The 26,230-nt window shown below is 66.2% G+C and carries 19 protein-coding genes and 1 pseudogene; 6 read left to right on the top strand and 14 right to left on the bottom strand.

Going from position 1 to position 26,230, the window contains the following annotated elements; all coding sequences use genetic code 11:
- Positions 1-20: 20 nt before the first annotated feature.
- A complete protein-coding gene (locus tag PYV00_RS17380; protein WP_275229541.1) occupies positions 21-1,250 on the bottom strand; it encodes a CaiB/BaiF CoA transferase family protein in 1,230 nt (409 codons plus the stop codon).
- Between the two features lie 324 nt (positions 1,251-1,574).
- On the opposite strand from PYV00_RS17380, the gene PYV00_RS17375 reads away from it, so the two are divergent.
- Both PYV00_RS17375 and PYV00_RS17370 read left to right on the top strand, forming a co-directional pair.
- Positions 1,575-1,892 (top strand): hypothetical protein, encoded by a 318-nt coding sequence (locus PYV00_RS17375; RefSeq protein WP_275229540.1) that lies wholly within the window; start codon positions 1,575-1,577, stop codon positions 1,890-1,892.
- A 139-nt stretch (positions 1,893-2,031) separates the two neighbouring features.
- Positions 2,032-2,802: a hypothetical protein gene (locus PYV00_RS17370; protein ID WP_275229539.1), complete on the top strand. Its 771-nt coding sequence runs from the start codon at positions 2,032-2,034 to the stop codon at positions 2,800-2,802.
- 140 nt (positions 2,803-2,942) lie between these two features.
- Here the strand turns inward: PYV00_RS17370 and PYV00_RS17365 are convergent.
- From PYV00_RS17365 to PYV00_RS17355, 3 genes and pseudogenes are all read right to left on the bottom strand, one after another.
- Positions 2,943-3,077, bottom strand: a pseudogene (locus tag PYV00_RS17365) (IS1595 family transposase); the annotation flags it as partial.
- Between the two features lie 7 nt (positions 3,078-3,084).
- Positions 3,085-3,576, bottom strand: a complete 492-nt coding sequence (locus tag PYV00_RS17360) for a MarR family winged helix-turn-helix transcriptional regulator (RefSeq protein ID WP_275229538.1) — start codon at positions 3,574-3,576, stop codon at positions 3,085-3,087.
- A gap of 22 nt (positions 3,577-3,598) precedes the next feature.
- A complete protein-coding gene (locus tag PYV00_RS17355; RefSeq protein ID WP_275229537.1) occupies positions 3,599-4,852 on the bottom strand; it encodes an acetyl-CoA C-acetyltransferase in 1,254 nt (417 codons plus the stop codon).
- A gap of 249 nt (positions 4,853-5,101) precedes the next feature.
- Here PYV00_RS17355 and PYV00_RS17350 point away from each other — a divergent pair, with 249 nt between their 5' ends.
- The 3 genes from PYV00_RS17350 (at position 5,102) to PYV00_RS17340 (ending at position 10,301) form a co-directional block, all read left to right on the top strand.
- Positions 5,102-6,772 carry an MFS transporter gene (locus PYV00_RS17350; protein WP_275229536.1) on the top strand — a complete coding sequence of 557 codons (1,671 nt, stop codon included), beginning with the start codon at positions 5,102-5,104 and terminating at the stop codon, positions 6,770-6,772.
- 128 nt (positions 6,773-6,900) lie between these two features.
- Positions 6,901-9,123: a TonB-dependent receptor gene (locus PYV00_RS17345; protein WP_275229535.1), complete on the top strand. Its 2,223-nt coding sequence runs from the start codon at positions 6,901-6,903 to the stop codon at positions 9,121-9,123.
- A gap of 134 nt (positions 9,124-9,257) precedes the next feature.
- Positions 9,258-10,301 carry an NAD(P)H-dependent amine dehydrogenase family protein gene (locus tag PYV00_RS17340; RefSeq protein WP_275229534.1) on the top strand — a complete coding sequence of 348 codons (1,044 nt, stop codon included), beginning with the start codon at positions 9,258-9,260 and terminating at the stop codon, positions 10,299-10,301.
- A gap of 24 nt (positions 10,302-10,325) precedes the next feature.
- On the opposite strand, the gene PYV00_RS17335 is transcribed toward PYV00_RS17340, so the two are convergent.
- From PYV00_RS17335 to PYV00_RS17320, 4 genes are all read right to left on the bottom strand, one after another.
- Positions 10,326-11,747 (bottom strand): efflux transporter outer membrane subunit, encoded by a 1,422-nt coding sequence (locus tag PYV00_RS17335; protein WP_275229533.1) that lies wholly within the window; start codon positions 11,745-11,747, stop codon positions 10,326-10,328.
- Complete coding sequence (locus PYV00_RS17330; RefSeq protein ID WP_275229532.1) at positions 11,744-14,947, bottom strand: efflux RND transporter permease subunit; 3,204 nt, start codon at positions 14,945-14,947, stop codon at positions 11,744-11,746. Before PYV00_RS17330 ends, PYV00_RS17335 begins: the two co-directional genes overlap by 4 nt.
- A gap of 7 nt (positions 14,948-14,954) precedes the next feature.
- On the bottom strand, positions 14,955-16,121 hold the full coding sequence (locus tag PYV00_RS17325) for an efflux RND transporter periplasmic adaptor subunit (protein WP_275229531.1): 1,167 nt from the start codon (positions 16,119-16,121) through the stop codon (positions 14,955-14,957).
- Positions 16,122-16,340: 219 nt separating this feature from the next.
- Entirely contained in the window at positions 16,341-17,114 is a 774-nt protein-coding gene (locus PYV00_RS17320) for an SDR family oxidoreductase (protein WP_275229529.1), read from the bottom strand.
- 124 nt (positions 17,115-17,238) lie between these two features.
- On the opposite strand from PYV00_RS17320, the gene PYV00_RS17315 reads away from it, so the two are divergent.
- Positions 17,239-18,141: a LysR family transcriptional regulator gene (locus tag PYV00_RS17315; RefSeq protein WP_275229528.1), complete on the top strand. Its 903-nt coding sequence runs from the start codon at positions 17,239-17,241 to the stop codon at positions 18,139-18,141.
- 169 nt (positions 18,142-18,310) lie between these two features.
- Here PYV00_RS17315 and PYV00_RS17310 read toward each other — a convergent pair whose 3' ends face one another.
- Genes PYV00_RS17310 through kdpF form a run of 6 tightly spaced genes read right to left on the bottom strand, consistent with a single transcriptional unit; the run spans position 18,311 to position 26,138 of the window.
- Positions 18,311-18,997 carry a response regulator gene (locus PYV00_RS17310; protein ID WP_275229527.1) on the bottom strand — a complete coding sequence of 229 codons (687 nt, stop codon included), beginning with the start codon at positions 18,995-18,997 and terminating at the stop codon, positions 18,311-18,313.
- Positions 18,994-21,651 carry a sensor histidine kinase gene (locus PYV00_RS17305; protein ID WP_275229526.1) on the bottom strand — a complete coding sequence of 886 codons (2,658 nt, stop codon included), beginning with the start codon at positions 21,649-21,651 and terminating at the stop codon, positions 18,994-18,996. Before PYV00_RS17305 ends, PYV00_RS17310 begins: the two co-directional genes overlap by 4 nt.
- Complete coding sequence (gene kdpC, locus PYV00_RS17300; protein WP_275229525.1) at positions 21,648-22,247, bottom strand: potassium-transporting ATPase subunit KdpC; 600 nt, start codon at positions 22,245-22,247, stop codon at positions 21,648-21,650. The genes PYV00_RS17305 and kdpC overlap by 4 nt, the downstream gene beginning before the upstream one ends.
- A gap of 11 nt (positions 22,248-22,258) precedes the next feature.
- On the bottom strand, positions 22,259-24,289 hold the full coding sequence (gene kdpB / locus PYV00_RS17295; RefSeq protein WP_275229524.1) for a potassium-transporting ATPase subunit KdpB: 2,031 nt from the start codon (positions 24,287-24,289) through the stop codon (positions 22,259-22,261).
- A gap of 45 nt (positions 24,290-24,334) precedes the next feature.
- Positions 24,335-26,038 carry a potassium-transporting ATPase subunit KdpA gene (gene kdpA, locus PYV00_RS17290; RefSeq protein WP_275229523.1) on the bottom strand — a complete coding sequence of 568 codons (1,704 nt, stop codon included), beginning with the start codon at positions 26,036-26,038 and terminating at the stop codon, positions 24,335-24,337.
- Between the two features lie 10 nt (positions 26,039-26,048).
- Positions 26,049-26,138, bottom strand: a complete 90-nt coding sequence (kdpF, locus tag PYV00_RS17285; RefSeq protein ID WP_275229522.1) for a K(+)-transporting ATPase subunit F — start codon at positions 26,136-26,138, stop codon at positions 26,049-26,051.
- Between the last annotated feature and the right edge of the window lie 92 nt (positions 26,139-26,230).

Raw genomic sequence — 26,230 nt, 5'->3', positions numbered from 1 at the left:
TCCGCCCAGCGGGAGCGAGGTCAGGCGATCGCGCCTTTCGCCTTCAGTTCCTCGATGCGGTCCCATTCCAGGCCCATTTCCATGAGCACGATCTCGGTATGCTCAGAGGCTTGCGGCGCGCGCGTGGTTTCCAGCGCCTCGCCATTGAATTGCACCGGGCCGCGCACGAGCTTGAGCGGCTTGCCGCCATCCGCGCCCTCGACCTCGATGATCATGTCGTTGGCCAGCGCCTGGTTGTCGGTCAGCAGGTCCTTGAAGCTCTGCACCGGCGCCCACTGGCCCGAATAACCCTTCAGGTGCTCGCGCCAGTATCCGAACGGCTTGGAGGCGAAGGCCTTGACCATGATCTCGCTGGCGGCGGCGGCATTGTCGAACAGCGCGCGCGGTTCGGAAAAGCGCGGATCGTCGGCGGCCTCGGGCACGCCGATATGCTCGAACAGGCTGCGGATATGGCCGGTCGGGCTGATCGTGCACATGTTGATCGTGCCGCCATCCGAGGTGCGGAAGTTGCCCATGAACGGGTTCACGCCCGAGCCGCCCGAAGTGGGCATCCCGTTGCGGGTAAGGATATCGGTTTCCATGACCTGGGCGATCAGCGCGCCCGAAGCCCACCACGCGGTGGACAGCAGCGAGACGTCCAGTTCGATCGCCTCGCCGGTCTTCTCGCGGTGGAACAGCGCGGCGGAAATGCCGCCGGCGATGAACATGCCGCCGATCGAATCGCCGAACGCGGGAATGCCTTGCGACAGCGGGCCCTCGAGTTCCTCGGGCGTCATCGAATAGGCGATGCCGCTACGCGACCAGAAGCAAGTGCCGTCAAAGCCGCCGACTTCGCGCTCGGGGCCCTTGTTGCCCAGCGCCGAGCCGCGCGCATAGATGATGTTCGGGTTGGCCGCGCGGATATGCTCGATGTCGAACTTGTTCTTCTGCCGCACTTGCGGGAGATAGTTGGTCAGGAACACGTCGCACTGCTTGGCCAGTTCATAGAGCACTTCCTGGCCTTCGGGAGTGGCAAGGTCGATGCCGACCGAGCGCTTGCCGCGATTGGGGTGTTCGATCAGCGTGTGGCGCAGCGGATCGAGCTTCACCCCGCCCATGTTGAGGAAGCCGCGCTGCGTATCGCCGCGCACCGGATGCTCGATCTTGATCACGTCGGCGCCCCAGTCGGCGAGAATCGCGCCGGCGGCGGGGGTGAAAGTGAACTGCGCAACCTCAAGGACGCGAACGCCCTCCATCACCTTTGTCGACATACCTGCTCGCTTCCTGTTTTTCCGTTCGATCGCGCGGCTTTGCGGGCCGTTTCGCATGGGTTGGGTTTGCGCGGAAACCGGCGGACTGGCAACCGTGGTGGTGATCGTACAGACGATGAAATCGGGGCGAATTGCGGCACTGCACAAATTTTGCTGCAAGTGCGAGCAATCGTAACTATCTATATTAAGGAGATAAAATTCCGTGTTGAGCGAATTGTGCACGCGATTGCAGCATTTGCAATTGACTCTGGCGGGTTGAACTCCTAACCTAGTTTAGTAAGTGCAAGAACACCTCCCCGATGTGGGCAACATGGAGATACACAGATGAAGAAGTTTGCCGCTCTCGCCGCCGTTGCGACCATCGCCACCCTGGCCGCTCCGTCGATCGCTTTCGCCGAGACCACCCAGGCGGTCCACGAAGTGACCGAGGAAGCTGCCGCTCCGGTCGAAATCAACGCGGGCAAGATGCTGTACAGCGCCGCTGGCTATCGCATCGCGCCGATCTATCGCGTCAGCGCCGAAGGCAACCCGCAGGTGATCCTGAACGGTCGCCTGGTCACTGTCCCGGCTTCGACCATCACCGACGTTGACGGCAAGGTGACGACCTCGCTCACCAAGAAGGAAATCGCCAGCGCCAAGTAATCGGCTCTGGGATTGACCCTGCAAGAAAGGGCGGCGCATTGCGCCGCCCTTTTCGTTTGGCGTTATTATATAACGCGTGCCCAAGCGCGACTGGAGGTGCTAGATGCTAGCGCCTAACCAGATCGTGAGTCTTTGGGACATGCTGGAAATTTCTGCCGAACGCTTTTCCCGCGCGTTGATGAACTTCACCATGATGCGCCATCTGCTCGGGCAGATTAACACTCTCCCTGGGGGAAGCGACTCATTGAATGAGGCTTCGATTCAGGGAGTTCTGGAAAACCTAGACGGTATGGAACGTGAACTTGACACCCTAGGTGCCAAGTTCACCATCATGGCAGTTCGTGATCTTAAAGCGCAAATCCAAGACGGCGAGGATCGCGCTTTTATATTATCGCCTAGGGCTTACGACATAGAAAGGCGCCTACAAGACGAGCTAAAATCGGTCACGATGTTTATCGTAGACGCTAGTCACGCTGAATTATATGCAAACTCAGAGAATTTTCTTGATGAAGCATCGCAGAAGGTATTTCCATCAGCAATATTTGACTGTCGTGAAGCGGGAAAGTGCTTTGCGCTTTCTCGATACACCGCTTGCGTATTTCATTTGATGAGGGCCACCGAGGCGGTTGCGATTATTCTTGCAGATAAGATTGGAGTGCCCCCTAAGAAAAGTAATGGTGAGACATTCACTCTTGGGCAATTGTCGGACAAGATATTAGAAAAAATAAAAGAATTGCCTTCTGGTATCGCAAAAGACGAATGGCATGGAGTGAATGTTTTTCTAACAAGTTGCAACCGCGCCTTTCGCACAAAAACAGCTCATCCGGTTGAGACTTACACAGAAGAAGAAGCTAAAGAAATATTATCTTTTACGCGTGGATTTATAAAAGCATCATCCAGTCTTATCTGACTTTGCCCGCCGAACAAAACCATCGAGTGCCTTGCCAGCCTCAATGGGGCTTAGTTCTCCAGCGTCGATTAGCTTTTGAGCCTCGCGCTTGAATCGCTCGCTCTGCTCCGCTTGCGTCTCGGCGTTTTGCTTCTTTGGCATCAAACCCTCGCACTAGCTGTTTGATAGGTAAGACGCTTCCCGATGATGCCTGAAAGCAGAGCATCGGCACGGTCGGCGTCGTTGCAGCCGAGCGCCACGCGGTTGTTATACCGGAACTCAAACTCGGCAAGGTATCCGGGGCTATCCCCTACTGACGTTATCGTAGATCCGGTCGATGAAGCCGCGCAGCTGGGCCAGTTCCTCGTCCGAGAAGCCTTTCATCAGCTTTTCCTCGCTCTCCCTGGCGATCGTCGCCAGCCGGGCGAGCAGGGGTTCGGCCGCATCGGTGAGGTAGACGGCGCGCGCGCGCCGGTCGTCGGGGCGGTCGCGCCGTTCGAGCAGGCCGTCGGCGCAGAGCCGGTCGATCAGCCGGCCGGCCGATGCTTCCGACATCTCGAGCGCTTCGGCGATCGTCCGCTGGGTCGAGCCGGGATGGCGCGAGACCACCGCGATCATCGCCCATTGCGAGCGCGTGACACACAGGTTCGCGACCTTGCGATCGAAATTGTTGCGCATCATCCGCGCGATGATGGTCAGGCGAAGGCCGATTTGCCGCCGCGTGTCGTACGAAGGATCGTTCAGATCGTTGTCGAACTGATCGGTGATCGGATTTCCCGTCGGAGGGCTCACCATGCCTGCCTTAGCCGCATCCGCATCAGACGCGTTCGATGATGATCGCGGGGGCCATGCCGCCGGCCGCGCACATGGTGATCAGGGCATAGCGGCCGCCCGAGCGTTCCAGTTCATCCAGCGCGGTGCCGATCAGGATCGCGCCGGTCGCGCCGATCGGGTGGCCCAGCGCGATCGAGCCGCCGTTGGGATTCACTTTCGCCCGATCGAGATCGAGGTCGCGAATGAACTTTTCCACGACGACGGCGAAAGCTTCGTTGATTTCCCAGACGTCGATATCGTCCTTGGTCAGCCCCGCCTTGGCCAGCACTTTCTTCGCGGCCGGGACCGGCGCGTTGAGCATCAGCGTGGGATCATCGCCGACATTGGCCATGGCGACGATCCGCGCGCGCGGCTTGAGGCCGTGCTTTTCGGCATAGTCTTTCGAGGCCAGCAGCACCGCCGCCGCGCCATCGACCACGCCCGAGGAGATGCCGACATGGTGGATCGGCTCGAATTCAAGGCCGGGATATTTCTTCTGGACCAGTTCCTTGTAGGTCGGCCCGTCCTTTTCCGAAGGCATGTTGAAGAACATCTCGAACGCGGGCTTGAGCTGCGCGAGGCTTTCCCTGGTCGTATCGGGGCGGGGGTATTCCTCGTGATCGAGAATGACGTTGCCGTCATCGTCCTTCACCGTGATCGTCGATTTGGCGAACCGGCCTTCGTTCAGCGCGATGGCCGCGCGGCGCTGGCTTTCGGCGCCGAGGACTTCGAGATCTTCGCGCGTGATGCCTTCGATCGCGGCGATGGCATCGGCGGCGACGCCCTGGTTGGTCTGCGGGTGCTTGGCCTGGAGGCGCGGGTTGCTCACGCCCATGCCGGCCGAGCCGACGCCGGCCTCGCGCAGCTTGGCGCCATAGTAGTTGACGTAGGAAAGCTGTTCCGAACCACCGGCGATGACGAGATCTTCCATCCCCGCCATGATCTGGCCGGCGGCCAGGTTCGTCGCGGTCAGGCCGCTGCCGCAGAAGCGGTTGAGGCTGACGCCGCTGGCCTTCACGTCATAGCCCGCGTCCAGCGCGGCCATGCGGCCGATGTCGCCCGCCTGCAGGCCCATGGTGGCCGAAGTGCCCCAGATCACGTCGTCGACATCGGCGGTGTTGAGGTTGTTGCGCTCTTTCAGGGCAGCCAGCACGGTTGCGGCCAGATGCTCGGGATGCATTTGCGAAAGGGCGCCCTTGCCCATCTTGCCAAGGCCACGGGGGGTACGAACCGCGTCGATGATATAGGCCTCGGCCAAGGTACTTCTCCTGTTGATTCCGCATGGCGATTCCCGCGGGAATCCGCTTCAGACTGGAGGTGGTCATGCTAGGGCGGGTGTGCAATTGCAATCCGCCGCGCATCGCCGAGGCGATTGCCTTCAAAAGTTAGTATATCGCCGGCGTGGACAAACGCGGGGTTCGTCCGGCCGGAGGCGGCGGCGCGCTTGACGCGGTCCGCGCCCCGGACAACAGCATGTTCGACAAGATCTGACGGGGAAGCGGATTTCATGGCGCAGGGGGCGGACACCACGACGGCGCAGGCACCGGAGGGCGCCTTCGCGCCCTTGCGCGAGCGAGCGTTCCGCAACATCTGGTCTGCCAGCGTCCTGTCGAACTTCAGCCAGCTTTTCCTGGGCGTGGGCGCGGCCTGGGAAATGACCCGGCTCAGTTCCTCGCCCAGCATGGTCGCGCTGGTGCAAACCGCGATGATGCTGCCGCTGATGCTGGTGACACTGCCGGCCGGCGCGATCGCGGACATGTTCGACCGGCGGCGGATCGCCATCACCGGGCTCTGCTTTTCGGCGCTCAGCGCGGCGGCGCTGGCGACGGTGGCCTTTCTCGGCCTGACCACACCCTGGCTGCTGCTGGGTTTCTGCGTGCTGATCGGCGCGGGCGTCGCGCTGTTCTCGCCCTCGTGGCAGGCTTCGATTCCCGAGCAGGTGTCGCGCCAGAACCTGCCGGCCGCGATCGCGCTGGGCACGATCAGCTACAATGTCGCGCGCAGTTTCGGGCCGGCGCTGGGCGGGCTGATCGTGCTCGCCGCCGGGGCCAAGGCGGTCTTCACGCTGACGGCGGTGCTTTATACGCCGCTGCTGATCGCCTTCATCCTGTGGAAGCGGCGGCACATCCCCTCGCGCCTGCCGCCCGAGCGGATCGACCGGGCGATCGTGGGCGGGGCCCGCTATGCGCTGCATTCGCCCGCGATCCGCACCGCGCTGGTGCGGGTGCTGATCTTCGGGCTGACCACCGCGACCTCGTCGGGCCTGGCGCCGCTGGTGGCCAAGCAATTGCTGCGTGGCGATGCCGCGACCTTCGGCATCCTGCTGGGCGCGCAAGGCGTGGGCGCGGTGCTGGGCGCGCTGTTCGTCAGCGCGATCCGGGAGAAGATCGGCGCGGAGCGCGCGATCCGGCTTTTCGCTATCGGCACCGGGCTGGCGCTGATCGCGATCGGCTTCAGCCAGTCGCTCGTCACCAGCTGCATCGCCTTCTTCGTGATCGGGGCGTGCAATATCCTGACTGTCGCGCTGCTCAACGTCAGCGTGCAGATGTCGGCGCCGCGCTGGGTGACGGCGCGGGCGCTTTCGCTGTTCTCCTCGGCGATCACGGTGGGCGTGGGCGTGGGCGCCTGGGCGTGGGGCGAGTTCGCCGCGAGCCACAGCGTCGCGATGGCCTTTACCGTCTCGGGCCTCGCCGCCATGGCCACCGCCGTGCTCGGGTTCCTGCTGCCGATGGAGCGCGAGGTGGAATCGGACAATTCGACCGTCGAGATCGGCTACGAGCCCGAAGTGGCGATGGCGCTGAAACTGCGGTCGGGGCCGGTGGTGATCGAGGTCGAGTACGATGTCGAGCCCGAGCAGGCGCGCGATTTCTATGGCGTGATGATGCAGATGCGCAACGTGCGCAAACGCATCGGCGGGTTCGACTGGTCGATCTCGCGCGATATCGAGAATCCCGCCATCTGGATCGAGCGCTATCACTGCCCGACCTGGGGCGATTACTTGCGGATGCGCGATCGCTACAGCCAGGCCGATTTCGTCGTGCAGGGCCACGCTGATGCCTATCATCGCGGCGAAGGCCGGCGCGTGCGGCGGATGCTGGAGCGGCCGTTCGGATCGGTCCGCTGGAAGGCGGAATCGCTCGATCCACTGCAGGAAACGGTCAACTACATCGTCCCCTGAGCAAGCCGCGAGAGCATGGGTGTTGCGTTTGGGCTGCACTTGGCGAGATATTTTGACGGCTGCCCAAAACCGCGCTGGAAAAGTGCGTTTCGCCGGCTAAGTACGCCTCCAAGAATAGGGAGGATCTCATGAAAAAGGCAGCATTCCGCACATCCGCGTCCGCGATCGGCATCATCGGCCTGGTGGCGTTCTCATCGGTTCCGGCGCTCGCCCAGGCCAGCGCCGACACTGGCGCGCAGGCGGCCGAGGACACGTCGAACGACGAGGGGCTGATCATCGTCACCGCGCAACGCCGGTCCGAAGCGCAAGTCGACGTGCCGATCACCATCACCACGCTGAACACGCAGCAGCTTGAGACGGCGAACGTCCAGCAGCTCACTGATATCGCGAAGATCACCCCGGCGCTGCGCTTCGATCGCCAGTCGCAGTTCGTCCAGCCCTCGATCCGCGGTATCGGCACGGGCATCACCACCGCGGGCGGCGGTTCGAACGTGGGCATCTATATCGACGGCTTCTATTCGCCAAACCCGGCGGCGGCGAACTTCTCGCTGATGAACGTGGACAGCATCCAGGTGCTCAAAGGTCCGCAAGGCACGCTGTTCGGCCGCAACACCACGGGCGGCGCGATCCTGCTCCAGACCTCCGAACCCAGCTATGAGCCCAACGCGCAGGCGAAGATCCGTTATGGCCGCTTCAACCAGGTGCAGGCGCAGGCCTATTCGACTTATGGCCTGTCCGATCGCGTCGCCTTCGATATCGAGGGGCTGTTTGCCCATGGCGATGCCTTCCAGCGCAACATCGCCACGGGCGAGCGGGATCGGTCCTATCGCAACTGGTCAGTCCGGCTCGGGTTCAAGGCGGATATCACCGACACCGTCTCGGCATTGCTGCGCTACCAGCACAACGAGGTCCGCGATCCGCGTTCGGAGCTGACCAACACGTTCGTCGATCCCGATCTGGGCGCGACGGCGGCCACGTTCGCACCGCCTTCGAGCTATACCACGGCGAAGAACTTCTACGCGCCGGGCGCCGATCACCGCTTCTTCGCGTCGAACCAGGATATCGTGCAGCTGACGATCAAGGCCGACCTCGGCTTTGCCGATCTGGCATCCTACACGCAGTATCGCCAGGAGAATAACAACGCGTCGGAGGATCTCGATCACATCTCGCTGACGCTGTTCCAGCTTGGCCTGCCGGTGATCAACAAGACCTGGACGCAGGAATTCCTGCTGACGTCCAAGCCGGGCACGCCGCTGCAGTGGACCGCCGGCCTGTTCTATTTCAAGAACACCGATCGCTATATCACGTACATCGACAACGGCGTGGGGCTGGGTGGTGATCGCATCCTGCTTGGCGGATCGGCCGCGCCGACTTACAGCTATGCGGCGTTCCTCGACGCGACGTACGAGATCAATCCGCAGTTCTTCGTCACCGCCGGCCTGCGCTATGCGCATGATGCGGTGAAGAACGCCTACTGGAACGAGCGCTTCAGCACCGCGCGCAACTATGTGGACGATGTCTCGGGCAACCGGGTCACGCCGCGCGTCGTGCTGCGCTACAAGCCCAGCGAACGGTCGAGCATCTATGCCTCGTATACCAAGGGCTACAAGGCGGCGATCATCGACGTGGGCGGTTCGTGCCAGAACGCGCCCTTCATCTGCGGCAACGTGAAGCCGGAAACGATCGACGCCTACGAAGTGGGCTTCAAGTACGATACGCGCGCGTTCTCGTTCGATACCTCGGCCTATTACTACAACTACAAGAACCTGCAGGTCTCGCTGTTCCGCGAGGCGACGGCGCAGATCGTCAATGCCGCCTCCTCGGAGATCTACGGCCTCGAAGCGGCGCTGCGCTACAAGGTGAGCGAGGCATTCGAGCTGAGCATGGGCGCCAACTACAACCATGGCCGCTACAAGAAGTTCGTCAACGCGCCGATCTACTTGCGCTGCCCCGATGTCGCCGGCTGCGGCAGCGGCGCGTCGTTCTTCATCAGCACCGGCACGACGCTGCGCGATGTTCACATGCAGCGCTCGCCCGATTTCACCGGCAACATCGGCGCGCTGTACAAGACCGATCTGGCCGGCGGCGAGCTCGCGCTGTCGGGCAACCTCTACTATACCTCGAAGATCTTCCTGAGCCCCTCGGGCACGCAGTTCCCGCAGAAGGCTTATGAAACCCTGTCGCTGCGCGCGCAGTGGACCGACCCGAGCGACAAGTACACCGTGGCGCTGTGGGGCGAGAACGTGACCAACAGCCGCTTTGCCACCCAGGTGCAGTACAACAACTATGGCATCGGCTCGACCTGGAGCGAGCCGGTCACGTACGGCATCGAAGTCGGCGCGAAGTTCTGAACGCGGTGCGGCCAGGCGGCGTCCCCAGACGGGGACTGCCCGCCTTGCTCCGGGCTGGATAGACTGGCCTGAACGGGACGCCGGAGAGGGGAGACCTGCTCCGGCGTTGTCCTGTTCCAACGGGAGAGAAGACCATGCCGCAAGGCAAGACCTATCGCGTCATCCAGTGGGCCACCGGCAATATCGGCAGCCGCGCGTTGCGCGCCGTGATCGAGCATCCGAACCTTGAACTCGCCGGCCTCTGGGTCAGCTCGGCGGAAAAGGACGGCAAGGATGCCGGCGAACTGTGCGGGCTGGCGCCGGTCGGCATCACGGCGACGCGCTCGGCCGAAGACCTGATCGCGCTCGATGCCGATTGCGTGCTCTACATGCGGCAGGGGACCGACTGGGATGAGATCTGCGCGATCCTGGAATCGGGCAAGAACATCATCACCACGCGCGGGGATTTCCACTATCCGGCGATGATCGACCCGGAAAACCGCGCGCGGGTGGATGCAGCCTGCATCAAGGGCAACACCTCGATCTACAGCACCGGCTCCAGCCCCGGCTTCATTTCCGAGGCGATGACGATCCCGCTGCTTTCGCTCGCGCGGCGGCACGACATGCTGACGATCGACGAATTCGCCGATTGTTCGAGCCGGGATTCGCCCGAGATGCTGTTCCACATCATGGGCTTCGGCCAGCCGATGGCGCCGTTCGACCAACGCCGTGCCGAGCACCTGAAGGGCGATTTCGGCAGCACGCTGTCGCAGATCGCCGCTGCGATTGGCCTGCCGTTCGACGAGATCGAGGCCAAGGGCGAGCTTTCGGCGGCCCGGAACACGATCCAGATCGCCGCCGGCAGGATCGAGGCCGGGACGGTGGGCGCCATGCGCACGACGATCACCGGCCTGCGGCACGGCAAGCCGGTGCTGCGCTTCCGCGCCAACTGGTACGTCACCACCGATATCGAGGATGCCGACTGGAACTTGCGCGATTCCGGCTGGCGCGTGCGGACCGAGGGCGACACGCCGCTGCTGGTCGATATCCATTTCCCGGTGCCGGAAGAGGATTACGCCGCGTTCACTCCGGGGCTGACCGCGCACCGCCCGGTCAACGCCATTCCCATGGTCTGCGAGGCCGCGCCGGGCATCCGCACGACGGTGGACTTGCCGCACGTCATCCCGCAATTCGCCTGAGGCGGGCTTGCCGCCACAGCGCGGTCAGGGTGTCGGGGTCGCGGCTTCGCGATCCCCGCCGAGCACGCGGTAGAGCGTGATGCGGTTGGCTGCGAGCGCCAGTCGCACCGCCACTTCGGATTGCCGCGCGGCATAGAGGCTGCGCTGCGCGTCAAGGCTGGAGAGATAGCTGTCGATGCCGAAGCGATAGCGCGCCTCGGTCAGCCTGGCGGTATCGGCGGCGGCAGTGGTGTTGGCGCCGGCGGCGCGCAATCGCTCGGCCAGCGTGCCCTGATCGGCCAGCGCGTCGGCGACTTCGCGGAACGCGGTCTGGATCGCCTTTTCGTAGCTTGCCAGGGCCGCGTCGCGCTGCGCCTTGCTGACATCGACGTTGGCGACGCGCCCGCCGGCGTTGAAGATCGACCAGCTTGCGTCGCCGCCCGCCGAATAGTGGAACGCGCCGTCGCTGAACAGCGAGGACAGGGCGTCGCTGGTGAAGCCGAGCAGCCCGGTGAGCGAGATCGCCGGGAAAAGCTGCGCGCGCGCGACGCCGATATCGGCATTGGCGGCGCGCAGGCCATATTCGGCCTCGATCACATCAGGCCTGCGCAACAGCACGTCGGAACGGGTTCCGGCGGGCAGCGCCGCCAGCGAATCGACCACTTCGGTCATGCTCGCGGGCAGCAGCGCCTTGTCGAATTCGGCGCCGACCAGCAGGCGGATCAGGTTCTCATCCTGCGCCAGCGCGGCGGTCTGCGCGGCGACATCGCCTTGCGCGGTGGCCAGGATCTGCTCGGCCTGGCGCAGATCGGTGCGCGGCGCGATGCCGCCCTTGAGGCGCGCCTGCGTCAGCGAGACGCCGCGTTCGGCATTCTGCGCGGTCGCCTGCGCGATCGCGAGCAAGTCACGATCCGCGCCATAAGTCGCCCAGGCTTGCGCGAGATCGGCGATCAGGCCGATGCGCACGGTGCGTGCCGCCGCCTCGGTGGCCAGTGCGCGGTCACGTTGCGCCTCGGTGGCATTGGCGAGCTTGCCGAACAGATCGAGTTCGAAGCTCGAAATGCCGCCTTGCACGGCATAGGCCATGCCGTCGCGCGATCCGGTGCCGGCGTTGCCGGAGGGCGTGCCGCTATAGGTCGCCGATCCGCTGAGGCCCAGGTCGGGGAACTGCGCCGATCGCGTCACCCGCACTTGCGCGCGGGCGGCCGCGACATTGGCGGCGGCCACGCGCAAGTCGCGGTTGTTCGCCAGCGCCTGCTCGACCAGCGACTGGAGCCGCGCATCGTGCAGCACGTCGCGATAGGAGACCGCGGGCAGGTTCGCCTCGCCTTGCGCGAGATAGGCATCGCCGGCCGGCCATGCGGCGGGCACCGGCGGTTCGGGCAGCACGGTGCGCGGCGCGAGCGAGCAGGCGCCCAGCGTCAGCGCGGGCAACAGCGCGGAAAGGAAACGCGCGGGGCGCCTCACGCCTTGGCCTCCGTGCCTTCGGTGCCGTCCTCGCCATGTTCGAAATGGCGATGCACCGCCTTCAGCCCGTCGCGCACGCCGCGCCGGACGAGGATGAAAAACAGCGGGATGTAGAAGATCGCCAGCAGCGTCGCGGTCAACATGCCGCCGATCACCGAAGTGCCGATGGCAACGCGGCTGTTTGCGCCCGCGCCGGTGGCGATCGCCAGCGGCAGCACGCCGAAGATGAAGGCGAAGCTGGTCATCAGGATCGGCCGCAGGCGGATGCGCGCCGCCGTCAGCGCCGCGTCGATCACGCGCATTCCTTGCCTTTCCGCCTGTTCGGCGAACTCGATCATCAGGATCGCGTTCTTCGCGGCCAGGCCCATGGTGGTGAGCAGGCCGATCTGGAGATAGACATCGTTCTGCAATCCGCGCAGCGTCACCGCGAAGATCGCGCCGACCAGCCCCAGCGGGATCACCAGCAGAACCGCCACCGGGACCGACCAGCTTTCATACAGCGCGGCCAGGCACAGGAAGACGACGAGCAGCGACAGCGCGTAAAGGATCGGCGCCTGCCCGGAAGAAAGCCGTTCCTGATAGGAAGCACCGGACCAGGCGACGCCGGTTCCGGGCAGCTCGTTGGCCAGCGATTCCATCACGTCCATCGCCGTGCCCGAACTCACGCCGGGCGCGGCCTGCCCGGTAATCTCGAACGTCGCCAGGCCGTTGAAGCGCGATGTGGTCGAAGGCGCGGTGGACCAGCCGCTCTTGGCGAAGGCGGAAAAGGGCGCCATCGTCCCGTTCGATGAACGCACATACCACTGGCCGATATCGCCCGGCTGCGAACGGAACTGCGCATCACCCTGGACATAGACGCGCTTCACGCGCCCCTGGTCGATGAAGTCGTTGACATAGCTGCCGCCCCACGCGGTCGAGAGCGTGGCGTTGACGTCGCTGGGATTGATCCCGAACGCGGTCAGCCGCTGGGTGTCCACATCGATCTTCAGCGTCGAGACATCGGGCAGGTCGCTCAGCCGGACGGCGGTGAGGCGGCTGTCCGCCATGGCCGCGGCCAGCAGCCTGTCCCGCTGCTCGGTGAATTTCTCGTGGCTCATGCCGCTGGTGTTCTGCAACTCCATGGTGAAGCCCGAGGACATGCCGAGCCCGCGCACCGCGCCAGGGACCAGCGCGAAGACCTGCGCATCGCGCAACCCCCGGAACGCGGCCGAGGCGCGCTGGGCAATGGCATCGGCGGTGTTTTCCCGGCCGGGGCGGACCGCCCAGTCGGCCAGCCGGAAAAAGCCCTGGCCGGTGTTCTGGCCGCTCGCGCCGAAGCCGCCGCCGGCCGTGGTGAAAATCGATTCGAAATTCTTGTGCTCGGCCTTCATGAAGTATTTTTCGATCTCGCGCTGGACCTCCTCGGTCCGCTCGCGCGTGGCACCCGACGGCAGGCGGAACTGCACCTGGACCGTGCCCTGGTCCTCGTTCGGCAGGAAGCCGCTCGGCAGGCGCAGGAACAGCACGACGAGCAGCACGCAGATCAGCGCGTAGAGGCTGAGGTACCGCCACTTGCGATCGGCGACATGGCGCACGCCATTGCCATAGCGTTCCACGCTGCGCTCGAACGTGCGGTTGAACCAGTCCTGGAAGCCGTGCAGCACCGCCGCCACGCGCGGCAGCGCGCGCGCCAGCGGCGATTCATGCCGGTTCTCGGCCTTGGGCTTGAGCAGCGTGGCGGTGAGCGCCGGGCTCAGGATCAGGGCGACGAACACCGAGAGCACCATCGCGGAGACGATCGTCAGCGAGAACTGGCGATAGATCACCCCGGTCGATCCGCCGAAGAAGGCCATCGGCAGGAACACCGCCGAAAGCACGAGCGCGATGGCGATGAGCGCGACCTGGATTTCCTGCATCGACTGGATCGTCGCTTCGCGCGGGGTCATCCCCGGGTTTTCTTCCATCAGGCGTTCGACGTTCTCCACCACGACGATCGCGTCGTCGACCAGCAGGCCGATCGCCAGCACCAGCCCGAACATGGTCAGCGTGTTGATCGAAAAGCCGGCGATGTAGAACACCGCGAACGTGCCCAGCAGCACCACCGGCACGGCGATCGCGGGGATCAGCGTGGCACGCCAGCTCTGCAGAAAGACGAACATCACGATCACCACCAGCACGATCGCCTCGAGCAGCGCCTGGGTCACTTCCTCGATCGAGAGCTTGATGAACTCGGTGGAATCGTTGCCGTAGGTATAGGCCAGCCCATCGGGCATCCCGTGCGACAGCTCGGCCATCTTGGCCTTGACCAGCTCCGCCGTCTCGAGCGCATCCGCGCCGGGCGAGAGCGAGATCGAGATGCCGGCCGCCGGATGCTGGTTGACCCGGCTCGTCACCGAATAGCTCTCGGCGCCGATTTCCACGCGCGCCACGTCCTTGATCGTGACCGACGATCCATCGGGTTCGGTCCGCAGGACGATGCGCTCGAACTGCTCGGGCGTCTGCAGGCGCGAGCCGGCGGTGAGCGTGGCGTTGAGCATCTGGCCGGCGGGTGCGGGCAGGCCGCCGACTTCGCCCGCGGCCACTTCGGTGTTCTGGGTCCGCAGCGCCGAGATCACATCGCTGGGCATCAGGTTCACCGCCGCCAGCCGGCGCGGATCGAGCCAGATGCGCATCGCGTGCGGCGCGCCGAAGATGTTGACATCGCCCACGCCGGTCACGCGCGACAGCGGGTCCTGGATGTTCGAGGCGAGATAGTCGGAAACGTCCTGGTTCGAACGCGTGTCGGTCTCGTCATAGACGATCACCATCAGCAGCGAATCGGGATTGGACTTGACCACGCGTACGCCCTGGTCCTGCACCGCCTGCGGCAGACGCGAGATCGAGGCGGCGATCTTGTTCTGCACCTGGACTTGCGCGATATCGGGATCGGTGCCCTTGGCGAACGTCACCGTGATATCGGCGCGGCCCCGGCTTGAGGACTGCGAGCTGAAATAGAGCAGTCCGTCGATGCCGGTGAGCTGCTGCTCCAGGATCTGGGTGACGCTGTTCTCGATCGTGCTGGCCGATGCGCCGGGATAGGCGGCGCGGATGTTGACCTGGGTGGGGGCGATGTCCGGGTATTGCTCGTTGGGCAGCGCGGTCAGCGCGCCAAGCCCGGCCAGCATGACGATGATCGCGATCACCCAGGCGAAAATCGGCCGGTCGATGAAGATCCTGGACATGCGTGGCTCAGCCGGCCTTGCCGGCCGCGCCCGCGCCGCCCCTGGGCGCGCCTACCTTCTGCGGTGTGCTGGCGGGAACCGGGCGGATCGCGGCCCCGTGCTTGAGCCCGTTGAGGCCCTGGAGAATCACCTTGTCGCCCCTGGCCAGGCCCTGGGTGATCACCCAGTTCGTGCCATAGGCCCGTTCGGCCACGACCTTGCGCCGTTCCGCCTTGTTGCTCTTGCCTGCCAGGAAGACATAAGCGCTGCCGTCGAAATCGCGCAGCACCGCCGGTTGCGGCAGCAGGATGGCATTGGGATCGACCGCCTGATCGAACACCGCGTTCACGAACATGCCGGGCAGCAGCACTCCATCGGGATTGGGGAAGCGCGCGCGCAGCGTGACGGTGCCGGTGGTCTCGCTGACGGTGACTTCGGAAAACTGCACGGTGCCGGGCAGGTTATAGTCGCTGCCGTCGTCCAGCTTCAGGCGCACTTCGGTGCTGGCGCTGGCGAAGCCGCCTTGCGCCAGCTTGCGGCGCAGCGCGGTGAGATCGGCGGCGGACTGCTGCATGTCGACGTAGATCGGATCGGTGCGCTGGATGATCGCCAGCGGGCTCGTCTGGCTGGCGCTGGCGAGCGCGCCCACGGTGATCAGCGAACGGCCGATCCGGCCGCTGATCGGCGCGGGCACGGTGGTGAAGCGCAAGTTGATCTTCGCGGTATCGAGCGCGGCGGCGTTCTGCGCGATGCTGGCGCGGGCGACGCGGGCCTGCGCGGCCGCATCGGTATAGTCCTGCTTGGCGATCGCTTCCATTTCGGCGAGCGGGCGATAGCGGTTCGCCTTCGCAACCGCAGCATCGGCACTGGCCTGCGCGCTGGCGAGGTTCGCCTGGGCTTGGTTCACGGCCGCGCGGAACAGGCTGGGATCGATCTGGTAGAGCGGCTGCCCGGCGCGGACATAGCTGCCTTCGGTGAACAGGCGCTGGCGGATCACCCCCGTCACTTGCGGGCGCACTTCGCTTGTCTCGAAAGCGACGGTCCGGCCGCCCAGCGTCACCGGCACGGGCACGGCGCCCGGCGTGGCCACGATATAGCCGACCTGCGGCGGAGGGCGTTGTCCGCGGTCCTTCGATGGGTCGCCCGAACATGCCGAAAGCAGCACGGCCGAGGCCAATACGAAAGCGGCCGCCATGGTGCCCGCTTTTCCTCGGAGGGGGACGAAACTGGATCTCAACGGGATGACCTTGACGCGACTTCGGCGCTCCTATCGAGTGATTTTGCGCCGCGTGCAAGCCGGCCTGTCGCGAATGCGACAATTTGCGACGAACTTTGCTGCACCGCACCCTGGCCGGGCTCCCGCCACCCGGAGGCAAGCCGGGCCGGCGCATGGCACGCCCGCCCGGCTCGCAGCTCATTTGGTGGTATAGCCGCCGTTTACCAGGATGGTCTGGCCCGTCATCCACCAGCCCTCCGAGACGAGCAGACGAATCCACGGCACGATATCGGCGATGTCGGTCAGGCCCGTCTTCGAGAAGGGCGAAAGCGCCGCCGCGCCCTTGTGATAGGCGACCGCGTCTGCGCCTTCGGCCGGGTAGAAGAACGGCGTGTCCATCGGCCCAGGACCAATCGCCGTCACCGAGATGCCGCGTTCGCCGAATTCCTTGGAAGCGGCGCGGGTGAAGTGCTCCACCGGCGCCTTGGTGCCGGCATAGGACGCATAGAACGGCGTGTAGGCGCCCAGCAGCGACGTCACCAGCGTGACGATCTTGCCGTGATCGTTGAGGTGGCGCCCCGCTTCCTTGAGGAAGAAGAACGCGGTCTTGGCGTTGACCGCGCTCATCGCGTCATATTCGGCCTCGCTGATCTCGAGCATCGGTTTCTTGAGCACTTTGCCCACGGTGTTGATCGCGATATCGGGGCGGCCGAACGCGGCGATGGCATTGGCGAACAGCGTCTCGACCGCGCCGGCGCTGGTGAGATCGGCCTGGAAAGCGGCGGCGCGCGCGCCGGCGGCTTCCACCGCCTTTACGGTTTCCAGCGCTTCGGCCGCCGAGCCGGCGCTGTTGTAATGGATGGCGATGGCCCTGGCGCCATGCGCGGCCAAATCGCGCGCGATCAATCCGCCGAGATTCTTCGCGCCGCCCGCGATAAGGACGGTCTTACCCTCAATGCCATGATCGGCCATGTCTTGCTCCATCGTTGCGAGGGCGATCGACCCTCTGGTGCAGATGGAAATCGCGCAATTCATTGTTTCCGAAAAGCCGATCATTCTGACAAGACATGTCGGGAAACCTGAACAAAGGTGCTGCTTGGACCGGATCGATCTTTATCGCATTTTCGTGCGCGTGGCCGAATGCGCCAGCTTCACGCGCGCGGCGGACCTGCTCGGGATGCCGCGCTCATCGGTTTCGGCCGCGATCCAGGAGCTGGAAGGGCGCCTGGGCGCGCGGCTGCTGCATCGCACCACCCGCAGCGTCACGCTGACCCAGGATGGCCGCCTGTTCCACGAGCGCTGCCTGCGGCTTGTCGCCGAGGTCGAGGAAGCGGAAGATCTGTTCCGCCAGACGCACGCCGGCCCGCAAGGCAAACTGTCGATCGACGTGCCCGGCCGGCTTGGGCGGCTTGTCATCGCGCCGGCACTGCCGGCGTTCCTCGATCGCTATCCGGGCATCGAGATCCGCCTGGGCATGACCGACCGCGCGATCGACCTGATCGGCGACAGCGTCGATTGCGTGCTGCGCGTCGGCGTCCAGCCGGATTCGGGGATGATCGCGCGGCCGGTCGGCTCGCTGCGGTTCATCAACGTGGCCAGTCCCGCCTATCTCGCGCGCCACGGCACGCCGCGTTCGCCGCGGGATCTGGCGGCGCATCAGGCGGTCCATTTCGCTTCGGCCTCCACCGGCCGGGTCGAGGCATGGGAATGGGTGGAGCAGGGCGAGGTCCACGCGATCGAACTGGCCGGCCGCGTCACGGTGAACAGCGCCGAGGCGCAGATCGCCTGCTGCCTGGCCGGGCTGGGGCTGATCCAGATCCCGGCCTTCGACGTGAAGGCGCATCTGCGGGCGGGCGAACTGGTCGAGGTCATGCCCGATCATCCCGCGGAGCCGATGCCGATGGCGCTGCTCTATCCGCACCGCCAGTTCATGACGCGGCGCCTGCGGATACTGGTCGACTGGCTGGCGGACCTGATGGCGCGCGAGGTGCTGGGGTGAACCCGGCGCGCGCTCAGAGCCTGCTTGGAAATGCGCCATTCGGCGCATGGCCGCACCAGCCCGCTCCCCCACCCGGCCACCAATAGAATACTGCCGTTGGGTGGCCGGGTGGGGGAGCGGGCTGGTGCGGCCTTGAGATGCGATCTTCCGCGCATTTCCAAGCAGGCTCTCAGCCGGGCATGACCAGCCGGTAGCCCACGGCCGGCTCGTTGCGCAGCAGCGCGGGCCGGGCGGGATCGTCTTCCAGCTTGCGGCGAATGCCTCTGGCGGCGACGCGCAGATATTCGACATCGCTTTCATGCCCCGGCCCCCAGACCGCCCTCAGCAGGTGCGAATGGGTGATGACCCGGCCGGGGCTTTTCGCCAGTTCGGCCAAGAAGCCGTATTCCTTGGGCGTCAGGTGCACTTCCTGCCCACCCTTGCGCACCATGCGGGCGGCCAGGTCGATCTCGATATCGCCGTGCCGCAGGAAATGGCTTTCGGCCTCGCCCGCCAGCCGGTGGCGCATGGCCGTGCGCACGCGGGCCAGCACTTCGTCGCTGTCGAAAGGCTTGGACACGTAATCGTCCGCGCCCAGATCCAGCGCCGCCACTTTCTGCCCCGTGGCATCGCGCGCCGAGACGACGATGATCGCCGCCTGCCCGGCGATGAGCGGGATCAGTTCCAGCCCGTCGCGATCGGGCAGGCCCAGATCGAGCAGGACGAGCGCCGGCTTGTCGATCTGCACCGCGTTCAACGCTTCGCGCGCGTTGCCCGCCTCGATCACGCGATAGCCCGAGCGGGCCAGGCTGGCGTGCAGCAGGCGCCGGATGGCCGGCTCGTCATCGACGACGAGGATGGTCGCGGACCCGGTCATTCGTCGGGCCAGTCCTTCAGATGCGCTTCATCGAAGCGGACGGTGAAACAGGCGCCCGACCCGTCGGGCCGGTTCGCGGCGGCGACATCGAGGCCCATCGCCATGGTGAAGCCCTTGACGATGGCCAGGCCCAGCCCGGTGCCGCCGGTACGGTCCGACCCCTCGATCCGGGTGAACGCCTCGAAGATGCGATCTTCCTCGCCCGGCGGGATGCCGGGCCCGCGATCGCAGATCGAAAGCGCCAGGCTCGCGCCCTCGCGCGTGGCGGCGATCGTGATCGGCGCGGCGGGGCTGCCGTATTTCGCGGCGTTCTCGATCAGGTTGATCAGGCAATGGTGGAACAAGTGGGGATCGACCATGACCAGCGGCACTTCCAGCGGAATGTCGGTCGTCACCGGGTGATCCAGCAGCGTGCCGCGCAAGTCGTGCAGCGCGCCGGCGACCGCCTCGGCCAGATCGACCGGCTCGATGCTGCCGTGGAGCGATCCGGCCTCGATCCGCGCCATGTCCAGCAGGTTGGCGACGAAACGGTGCAGCCGCTCGGCCTCACCGCGCGCGGTCGCGAGCTGGACTTCCTGCTCGGGCGTGGCGGCGCGCATTTCGCCCAGCGTGCCCAGGATCGTCGTCAGCGGCGTGCGCAAGTCATGGCTGACCGAGGAGAGCAGGGCATGGCGCAGCCGGTCGGTCTCGCGCACATGCGAAAGCTCGGCCATCTGCGCTTCGAGCGAGACGCGCTCCAGCGCGAGGCCGCCCTGATCGAGCAGGCTGAGCAGCAGCGGCAACTGGTCCGAGCGCACGGGCGCGTGCGCATCGGGGCGGGCAAGGCCGAAGATCGCGAGGCAAGTGCCGCCCGCCGCGATCGGGTGGAACAGCCATTCCGACGCGGTCAGGGTATCCGATCCGCGCCCGGCCGGGCGGTTGTTCTCGAACGCCCAGCGCGCGGCGGCCAGGTCCAGCGTTTCGAGATGGATGTCGCCCGGCCAGCTCCAGCGGCGCGACAGGCCGTCGTCGCCGGGCATCAGCAGGACGGCATGGCCATCGAGCAGGCGGCCGATCTCGGCGCAGAGCAGCGGCGCCAGCTCGTCAAGCTTGCTGATGCCGGTCAGCAGCCGGGCAAAGCCCGCCAGCGCGCTGTTCTGCGCCGCGCTGGCCTGTGCCAGCACCGCCTGCTCGCGCACGCGGGCGGCAAGCTGGCTGCTGACCACCGCGACGCCCAGCAGGACGAAAACAGTGATGATGTTGCGCGGATCCTCGATCGTCAGCGTGTGCGTGGGCGGGATAAAGAAGAAGTTGTAGGCGAGCGAGGAAGCCAGGCTGGTGACGATGCTGGTGCGCAGGCCATAGCGGGTCGCCGCGACCATCACCGGCAGCAGGTAAAGCAGGCCCAGATCGGTGATATTGCCGTTCGACAGGATCAGCGCGCCCGCCATCGTCACCAGCGCGGTCAGCGCCAGCGACACGGCATAGCCCGAAAGGCTGCCCCAGCTGGCCGGTGCCGGCCGCCGAAGGAACGCGCGCGTCGGCGCGGCGGGGCCCATCGGCAGGACATGCACCGCCACGCCGGGCGTCAGCCGCACGAGGCGATCGACGATCGAGCCGTGGCGCAGCTCGAACCAGCGCGAGCGGGTGGACTTGCCGACGATCAGCTGGGTCGCATGGGCATCGGCGGTGAAGCGCGTCAGGCCATCGACCACGTTCTCGGCCGGCACGGTGGCGACTTGCCCGCCAAGCTGGGCGGCAAGGTGCAGCGTTTCGGCCAGCCGGGCGTTCTCGGCCTTGCCGAAGGTCTTGCCGCGCGGGGTTTCGATGTGGATCGCGGTCCACGGCGCGCGCAGCGCATCGGCCAGGCGCTTGGCGACGCGGACCAGCTCGGCCGCGCCCGGCTGCTCGCTGACGGCGACCACCAGCCGGTCGCTCGCGGCCCAGGTGCCGCCCATGGCATGGGCGCGCACGTAATCGAGCATCTGCGCGTCGACCGCCTGCGCCGCCCGGCGCAGCGCCAGTTCGCGCAAGGCGGACAGGTTGGACTTGGAGAAGAAGTGCCCCAGCGCGCGCGCCGCCTCGCCGGGGACATAGACCTTGCCTTGCTTGAGCCGCTCGATCAGCTCGTCGGGGGGGATATCGACGATTTCCAGCTCGGCTTCCTCCAGCACCCGGTCAGGCAGCGTCTCGCGCACGCGGACCTGGGTGAACGAGGCGACGACGTCGTTCAGGCTTTCGAGGTGCTGGATGTTGAGCGTGGAATAGACGTCGATGCCCGCCGCCAGCAGTTCCTCGACATCCTGATAGCGCTTGTCGTGCCGGCTGCCGGGGGCATTGGTGTGGGCCAGTTCGTCGACCAGCACCAGCGCCGGGCGGCGCGCGAGGATGGCGTCGATGTCCATCTCGTCCAGCGCGTGGCCCTCATAGGCGATGCGCCGGCGCGGGATGACCTCGAAGCCGTGGACCTTGGCTTCGGTTTCGGCGCGGCCATGCGTTTCGACCACGCCGATCACCACGTCGGTGCCGGCATCGCGGCGGGCGGCGCCCTCGCTCAACATCTCGAAGGTCTTGCCGACGCCCGGAGCCGCCCCAAGGAAGACCTTGAGGCGGCCCTTGCCCTCGCGCGCGGCGGCGCGCAGCAGGGCTTCCGGGTCGGGACGCTGATCGTTCACGGGCGTGCTTGTGCGCCCGTTCCCGCCATGCTGTCGAGAGCCTGGTTGAGTTCGAGCACGTTGACGCGCGGCTCGCCCAGCACGCCCAGCAGGCGGCCTTCGCGATGCTCGCCGACCAGCGCCGTCACGCGCGCCACCGGCAGGCCGCGGGCCCGGGCCACGCGGGGCGCCTGGAACAGCGCCGCTTCCGGGCTGATGTGCGGATCGAGCCCGGAGGCCGATGCCGTCACCTGATCGGGCGCGACCTTGCCCGCCTGCTCGCCGCGCAGCGTGGCGAGATCCTGCGTGACGCGATCGGCCAGAACCTGGCTGGCCGGGCCCAGGTTCGAGCCCGACGAAGCGCTGGCGTCATAGCCGGTGCCGGCGGCCGAGGGCCGGCCGTGGAAATAGCCCGGCGCGGTGAAGGACTGGCCGATCAGGTCCGAGCCGATCACCCGGCCGCCGCCATCGCGCAGCAGGCTGCCGTTGGCCTGGCGGGGGAACACGAGCTGGCCCACGCCAGTCAGCGCCAGCGGATAGGCGATCCCGAGCAGGAGCGCGAAGAGCACCGTGAGCACGAGCGCGGGGCGAAGGGCGGAGGAGAAATCGTTCAACATTTGCGTGATCCTCAGACGAGGTGGAGCCCGGCGACGACAAGGTCGACCAGCTTGATGCCGATGAACGGCGCGATCAGGCCGCCCAGGCCATAGATGCCCAGGTTGCGCGCGAGCAGGGGGCCTGCCGCCATCGGCCGGTAGGTGACGCCCTTCAATGCCAGCGGGACCAGCGCGGGGATGATCAGGGCATTGAAGATGATCGCCGAAAGGATCGCGCTTTCCGGCGAGGCGAGCCGCATCACGTTGAGCACGCCCAGTTCGGGATAGAGCGCGATGAACATGGCCGGGATGATCGCGAAGTACTTGGCCACGTCGTTCGCCACCGAAAAGGTGGTGAGCGCGCCGCGCGTCATCAGCAGTTGCTTGCCCAGGCCGACGATCTCGATCAGCTTGGTCGGGTCGCTGTCGAGATCGACCATGTTGCCCGCCTCGCGCGCGGCCTGGGTGCCGGTGTTCATCGCGACGCCGACATCGGCCTGCGCCAGCGCCGGGGCATCGTTGGTGCCATCGCCGCACATCGCGACCAGGCGGCCGCCCTGCTGTTCCTTGCGGATCAGCGCCAGCTTGTCCTCGGGGGTGGCTTCGGCCAGGAAATCGTCGACGCCGGCCTCGGCCGCGATCGAGGCGGCGGTGAGCGGATTGTCGCCCGTGATCATCACCGTGCGGATGCCCATGCGGCGCAGTTCGGCGAAGCGCTCGCGCACGCCCGCCTTGATCACGTCCTTGAGCGCGATCACGCCGAGCAGGCGGCCATCGCGCGCCACCGCCAGCGGCGTCTGGCCCGAACGCGCGATCTCTTCGGCGATGCGCCGCAGCTCGATCGCCGCCGCCGACGCGGCCGCTTCGGGATTGGCGCGCAGGATGGCATCGACCGCGCCCTTCTGGACGATCCCGTCAGGCGTGCGCAGGCCGGAAATGCGGGTCTGCGCGGTGAAGGGGATCACTTCGGCATCGGCGGGCAGGCCAGTGCGGCTGACCGCGAACTTCTCCCGCGCCAGCACCACGATCGAGCGGCCTTCGGGCGTCTCGTCGGCCAGGCTGGCGAGCAGGGCGGCTTCGGCGAACGCGGCCGCGCCGACGCCGCCGACCGGGCGGAATTCGCCGGCCTGCCGGTCGCCGATGGTGATCGTGCCGGTCTTGTCGAGCAGCAGCACGTCGACATCGCCTGCCGCCTCGACCGCGCGGCCGGACTTGGCGAGCACGTTGAAACGCACCAGCCGGTCCATGCCGGCAATGCCGATGGCCGAAAGCAGCGCCGCGATCGTCGTCGGGATCAGGGTGATGAGCAGCGCCGCCAGCACCGCGACCGGGATCGTCCCGCCCGCATAGGTGGCAAAGGCGGGGATCGTCGCCACCGCGATCAGGAAGATGATGGTCAGGCCGACCAGCAGGATGGTCAGCGCGATCTCGTTGGGTGTCTTCTGGCGCTCCGCGCCTTCGACCAGCGCGATCATGCGATCGAGGAAGCCCTGGCCGGGCTCCTGCGTCACGCGCACCCGGATCGAATCCGAGATGACGCGCGTGCCCGCGGTCACGGCCGAGCGGTCGCCCCCCGCCTCGCGGATCACCGGCGCGCTCTCGCCGGTGATGGCCGCTTCGTTGACCGAGGCGACGCCTTCGATCACTTCGCCGTCGGCCGGGATCAGGTCGCCGGTCGCGACGACCACGACATCGCCCTTCCTGAGCTGGGAGGCCGGCACCAGGCGCCCGCTGGGCAGGCGCGCGGTGAGATCGGACTTGGTGGCGCGCAGCGAGGCGGCCTGCGCCCGGCCGCGCCCTTCGGCCAGCGCTTCGGCGAAAGTGCCGAACAGCACGGTCAGCCAGAGCCAGCCGATCAGCTGGATCTGGAAGCCGGCCGGCAGCGGCTCGCCGCCGATGGCGAGCAGCACCGTCAGCAGCAGGGCGACGACGGCGGTGGTGAACAGCACCGGGTTCTTGATCAGCTCGGCGGGGTTGAGCTTGCGGAAGGCATCACCGATCGCGGGAACGACCAGCCTGGCCGAGAACATCGAGCTTGCGGTGGATGCATTGGCGGAAGACATGCTTGCGGATGACATGGGGTGGTACCCTTCAGAAAAGCTGGCCGGTCAGAAAAGCTGGCCGGAGATCATCGCGAGATGATCGGCGATCGGGCCAAGGGCCAGGCTGGGCAGGAACGTGAGCCCGCCCACGATCAGGATCACGGCGACCAGCAGGCCGACCCAGAGCGGGCCGGTGGTGGGAAACGATCCGGCGGTTTCGGGCGTGTACTTCTTGGCCGCGAGGCTGCCGGCGATGGCCAGCACCGGCACGATCATGAAGAACCGGCCGATCCACATCGCGACGGACAGCAGGCCGTTGTAGAACGGAGTGCCGGCGGTCAGCCCGGCGAAGGCCGAGCCGTTGTTGCCGGTGCCCGAGGCGAAGGCATAGAGAATCTCGGAAAAGCCGTGCGGCCCCTTGTTGAGCGGGCCGGCAAGCCCGGCGGGCAGCACGGCGCTCAGCGCGGTGAAGCCCAGGATGCACAGCGGCAGCACCGCGATCGCCAGCACGGCCAGCTTCACTTCCTTCGCCTCGATCTTCTTGCCGACATACTCGGGCGTGCGCCCGACCATCAGCCCGGCGACGAACACCGCCAGCGTGGCGAACAGCAGGAAGCCATAGATGCCCGCGCCCACACCGCCGACGACGACTTCGCCAAGCTGCATGTTGATCATCGGGATCATGCCGCCCAGCGGGGTGAAGCTGTCATGCATGGCGTTGACCGCGCCGCACGAGGCCGCCGTGGTGATGACCGAGAACAGCGCGCTGGCGGCGATGCCGAAGCGCACTTCCTTGCCTTCCAGGTTGCCGCCGGCGATGCCAAGCTGGTGGAACAGCGAAGTGCCCGCCGCTTCCTGCCAGTAGGTCACGCCCGCGCCGGCCAGGAACAGCACCATCATCGCGGCCAGGATCGCCCAGCCTTGCCGGGTGTTGCCCACCGCCTTGCCGAAGCACCAGGCCAGCCCTGCGCCCAGCGCGAAGATCGACAGCATCTGGACCAGATTGGTCAGCGCCGTCGGGTTCTCGAACGGATGCGCGGAATTGGCGTTGAAGAAGCCGCCGCCGTTGGTGCCCAGCATCTTGATCGCTTCCTGGCTGGCGACGGGGCCGAGCGCGATGGTCTGCTTGGCGCCTTCCAGCGTGGTCGCGTCGATGCTGCTGGCGAGCGTCTGCGGCACGCCGCTGGCGATCAGGAACAGGGCATAGATCACGCAGGCCGGCAGCAGCAGGTAGAGCGTTACGCGGGTGCAATCGGCCCAGAAGTTGCCCACCGTCGCCGTCTCGCGCCGCGCGAAGCCGCGAAACAGCGCGAAGGCGACGGCGATGCCGGTGGCCGCCGACAGGAAGTTGTGGATCGTCAGGCCGATCATCTGGGAGAAGTTCGACAGCGCGACTTCGCCCGAATACCACTGCCAGTTGGTGTTGGTGGTAAAGCTGATCGCGGTGTTCATCGCGCCGTCCGCGCCGATGCCGGCAAGGCCGCGCGGGTTCAGCGGCAGCACCGCCTGCAGGCGCAGGATCGCGTAGGTGAACAGCAGCAGAGCCAGCTGGAACACCAGCATGTGCAGCGCATACTTGCGCCAGCCCTGCTCGGCCTGGGGATCGATCCCGGAAAGGCGGTAGAAGCCGCGCTCGACCGGGCCGAGCACGCGGTGCAGCGGCGTGGCGCGCCCTTCGTAAAGCGCGAAAAGCCACATCCCCATGGGCTTGGCGATCGCGATGAGGAGCGCGGTGTAAAGGAGGATCAGGATCCAGCCCTGGACAGTCATGGCAGCCTCCTCAAAACCGCTCGGGCCGCAGCAGCGCGGCGACGAGATAAAGCAGAAGGCCGGCCGCGGTCAGGCCGGCAAGTGTGATGGGCAAAGTCATTCTCGGGCTCCCTCAGGCCTTTTCGCACAGGCGGACAAAGGCCAGTGTCAGCAGGAACAGGCCGGCGAGGATCGCCAGCCAGACAAGATCGG

The sequence above is a fragment of the Novosphingobium album (ex Liu et al. 2023) genome (assembly GCF_029076845.1).
Lineage (GTDB): Bacteria > Pseudomonadota > Alphaproteobacteria > Sphingomonadales > Sphingomonadaceae > Novosphingobium.
Note: the sequence above shows the minus strand (reverse complement) of the source record. Positions and strands in the feature narration are given on the sequence as shown.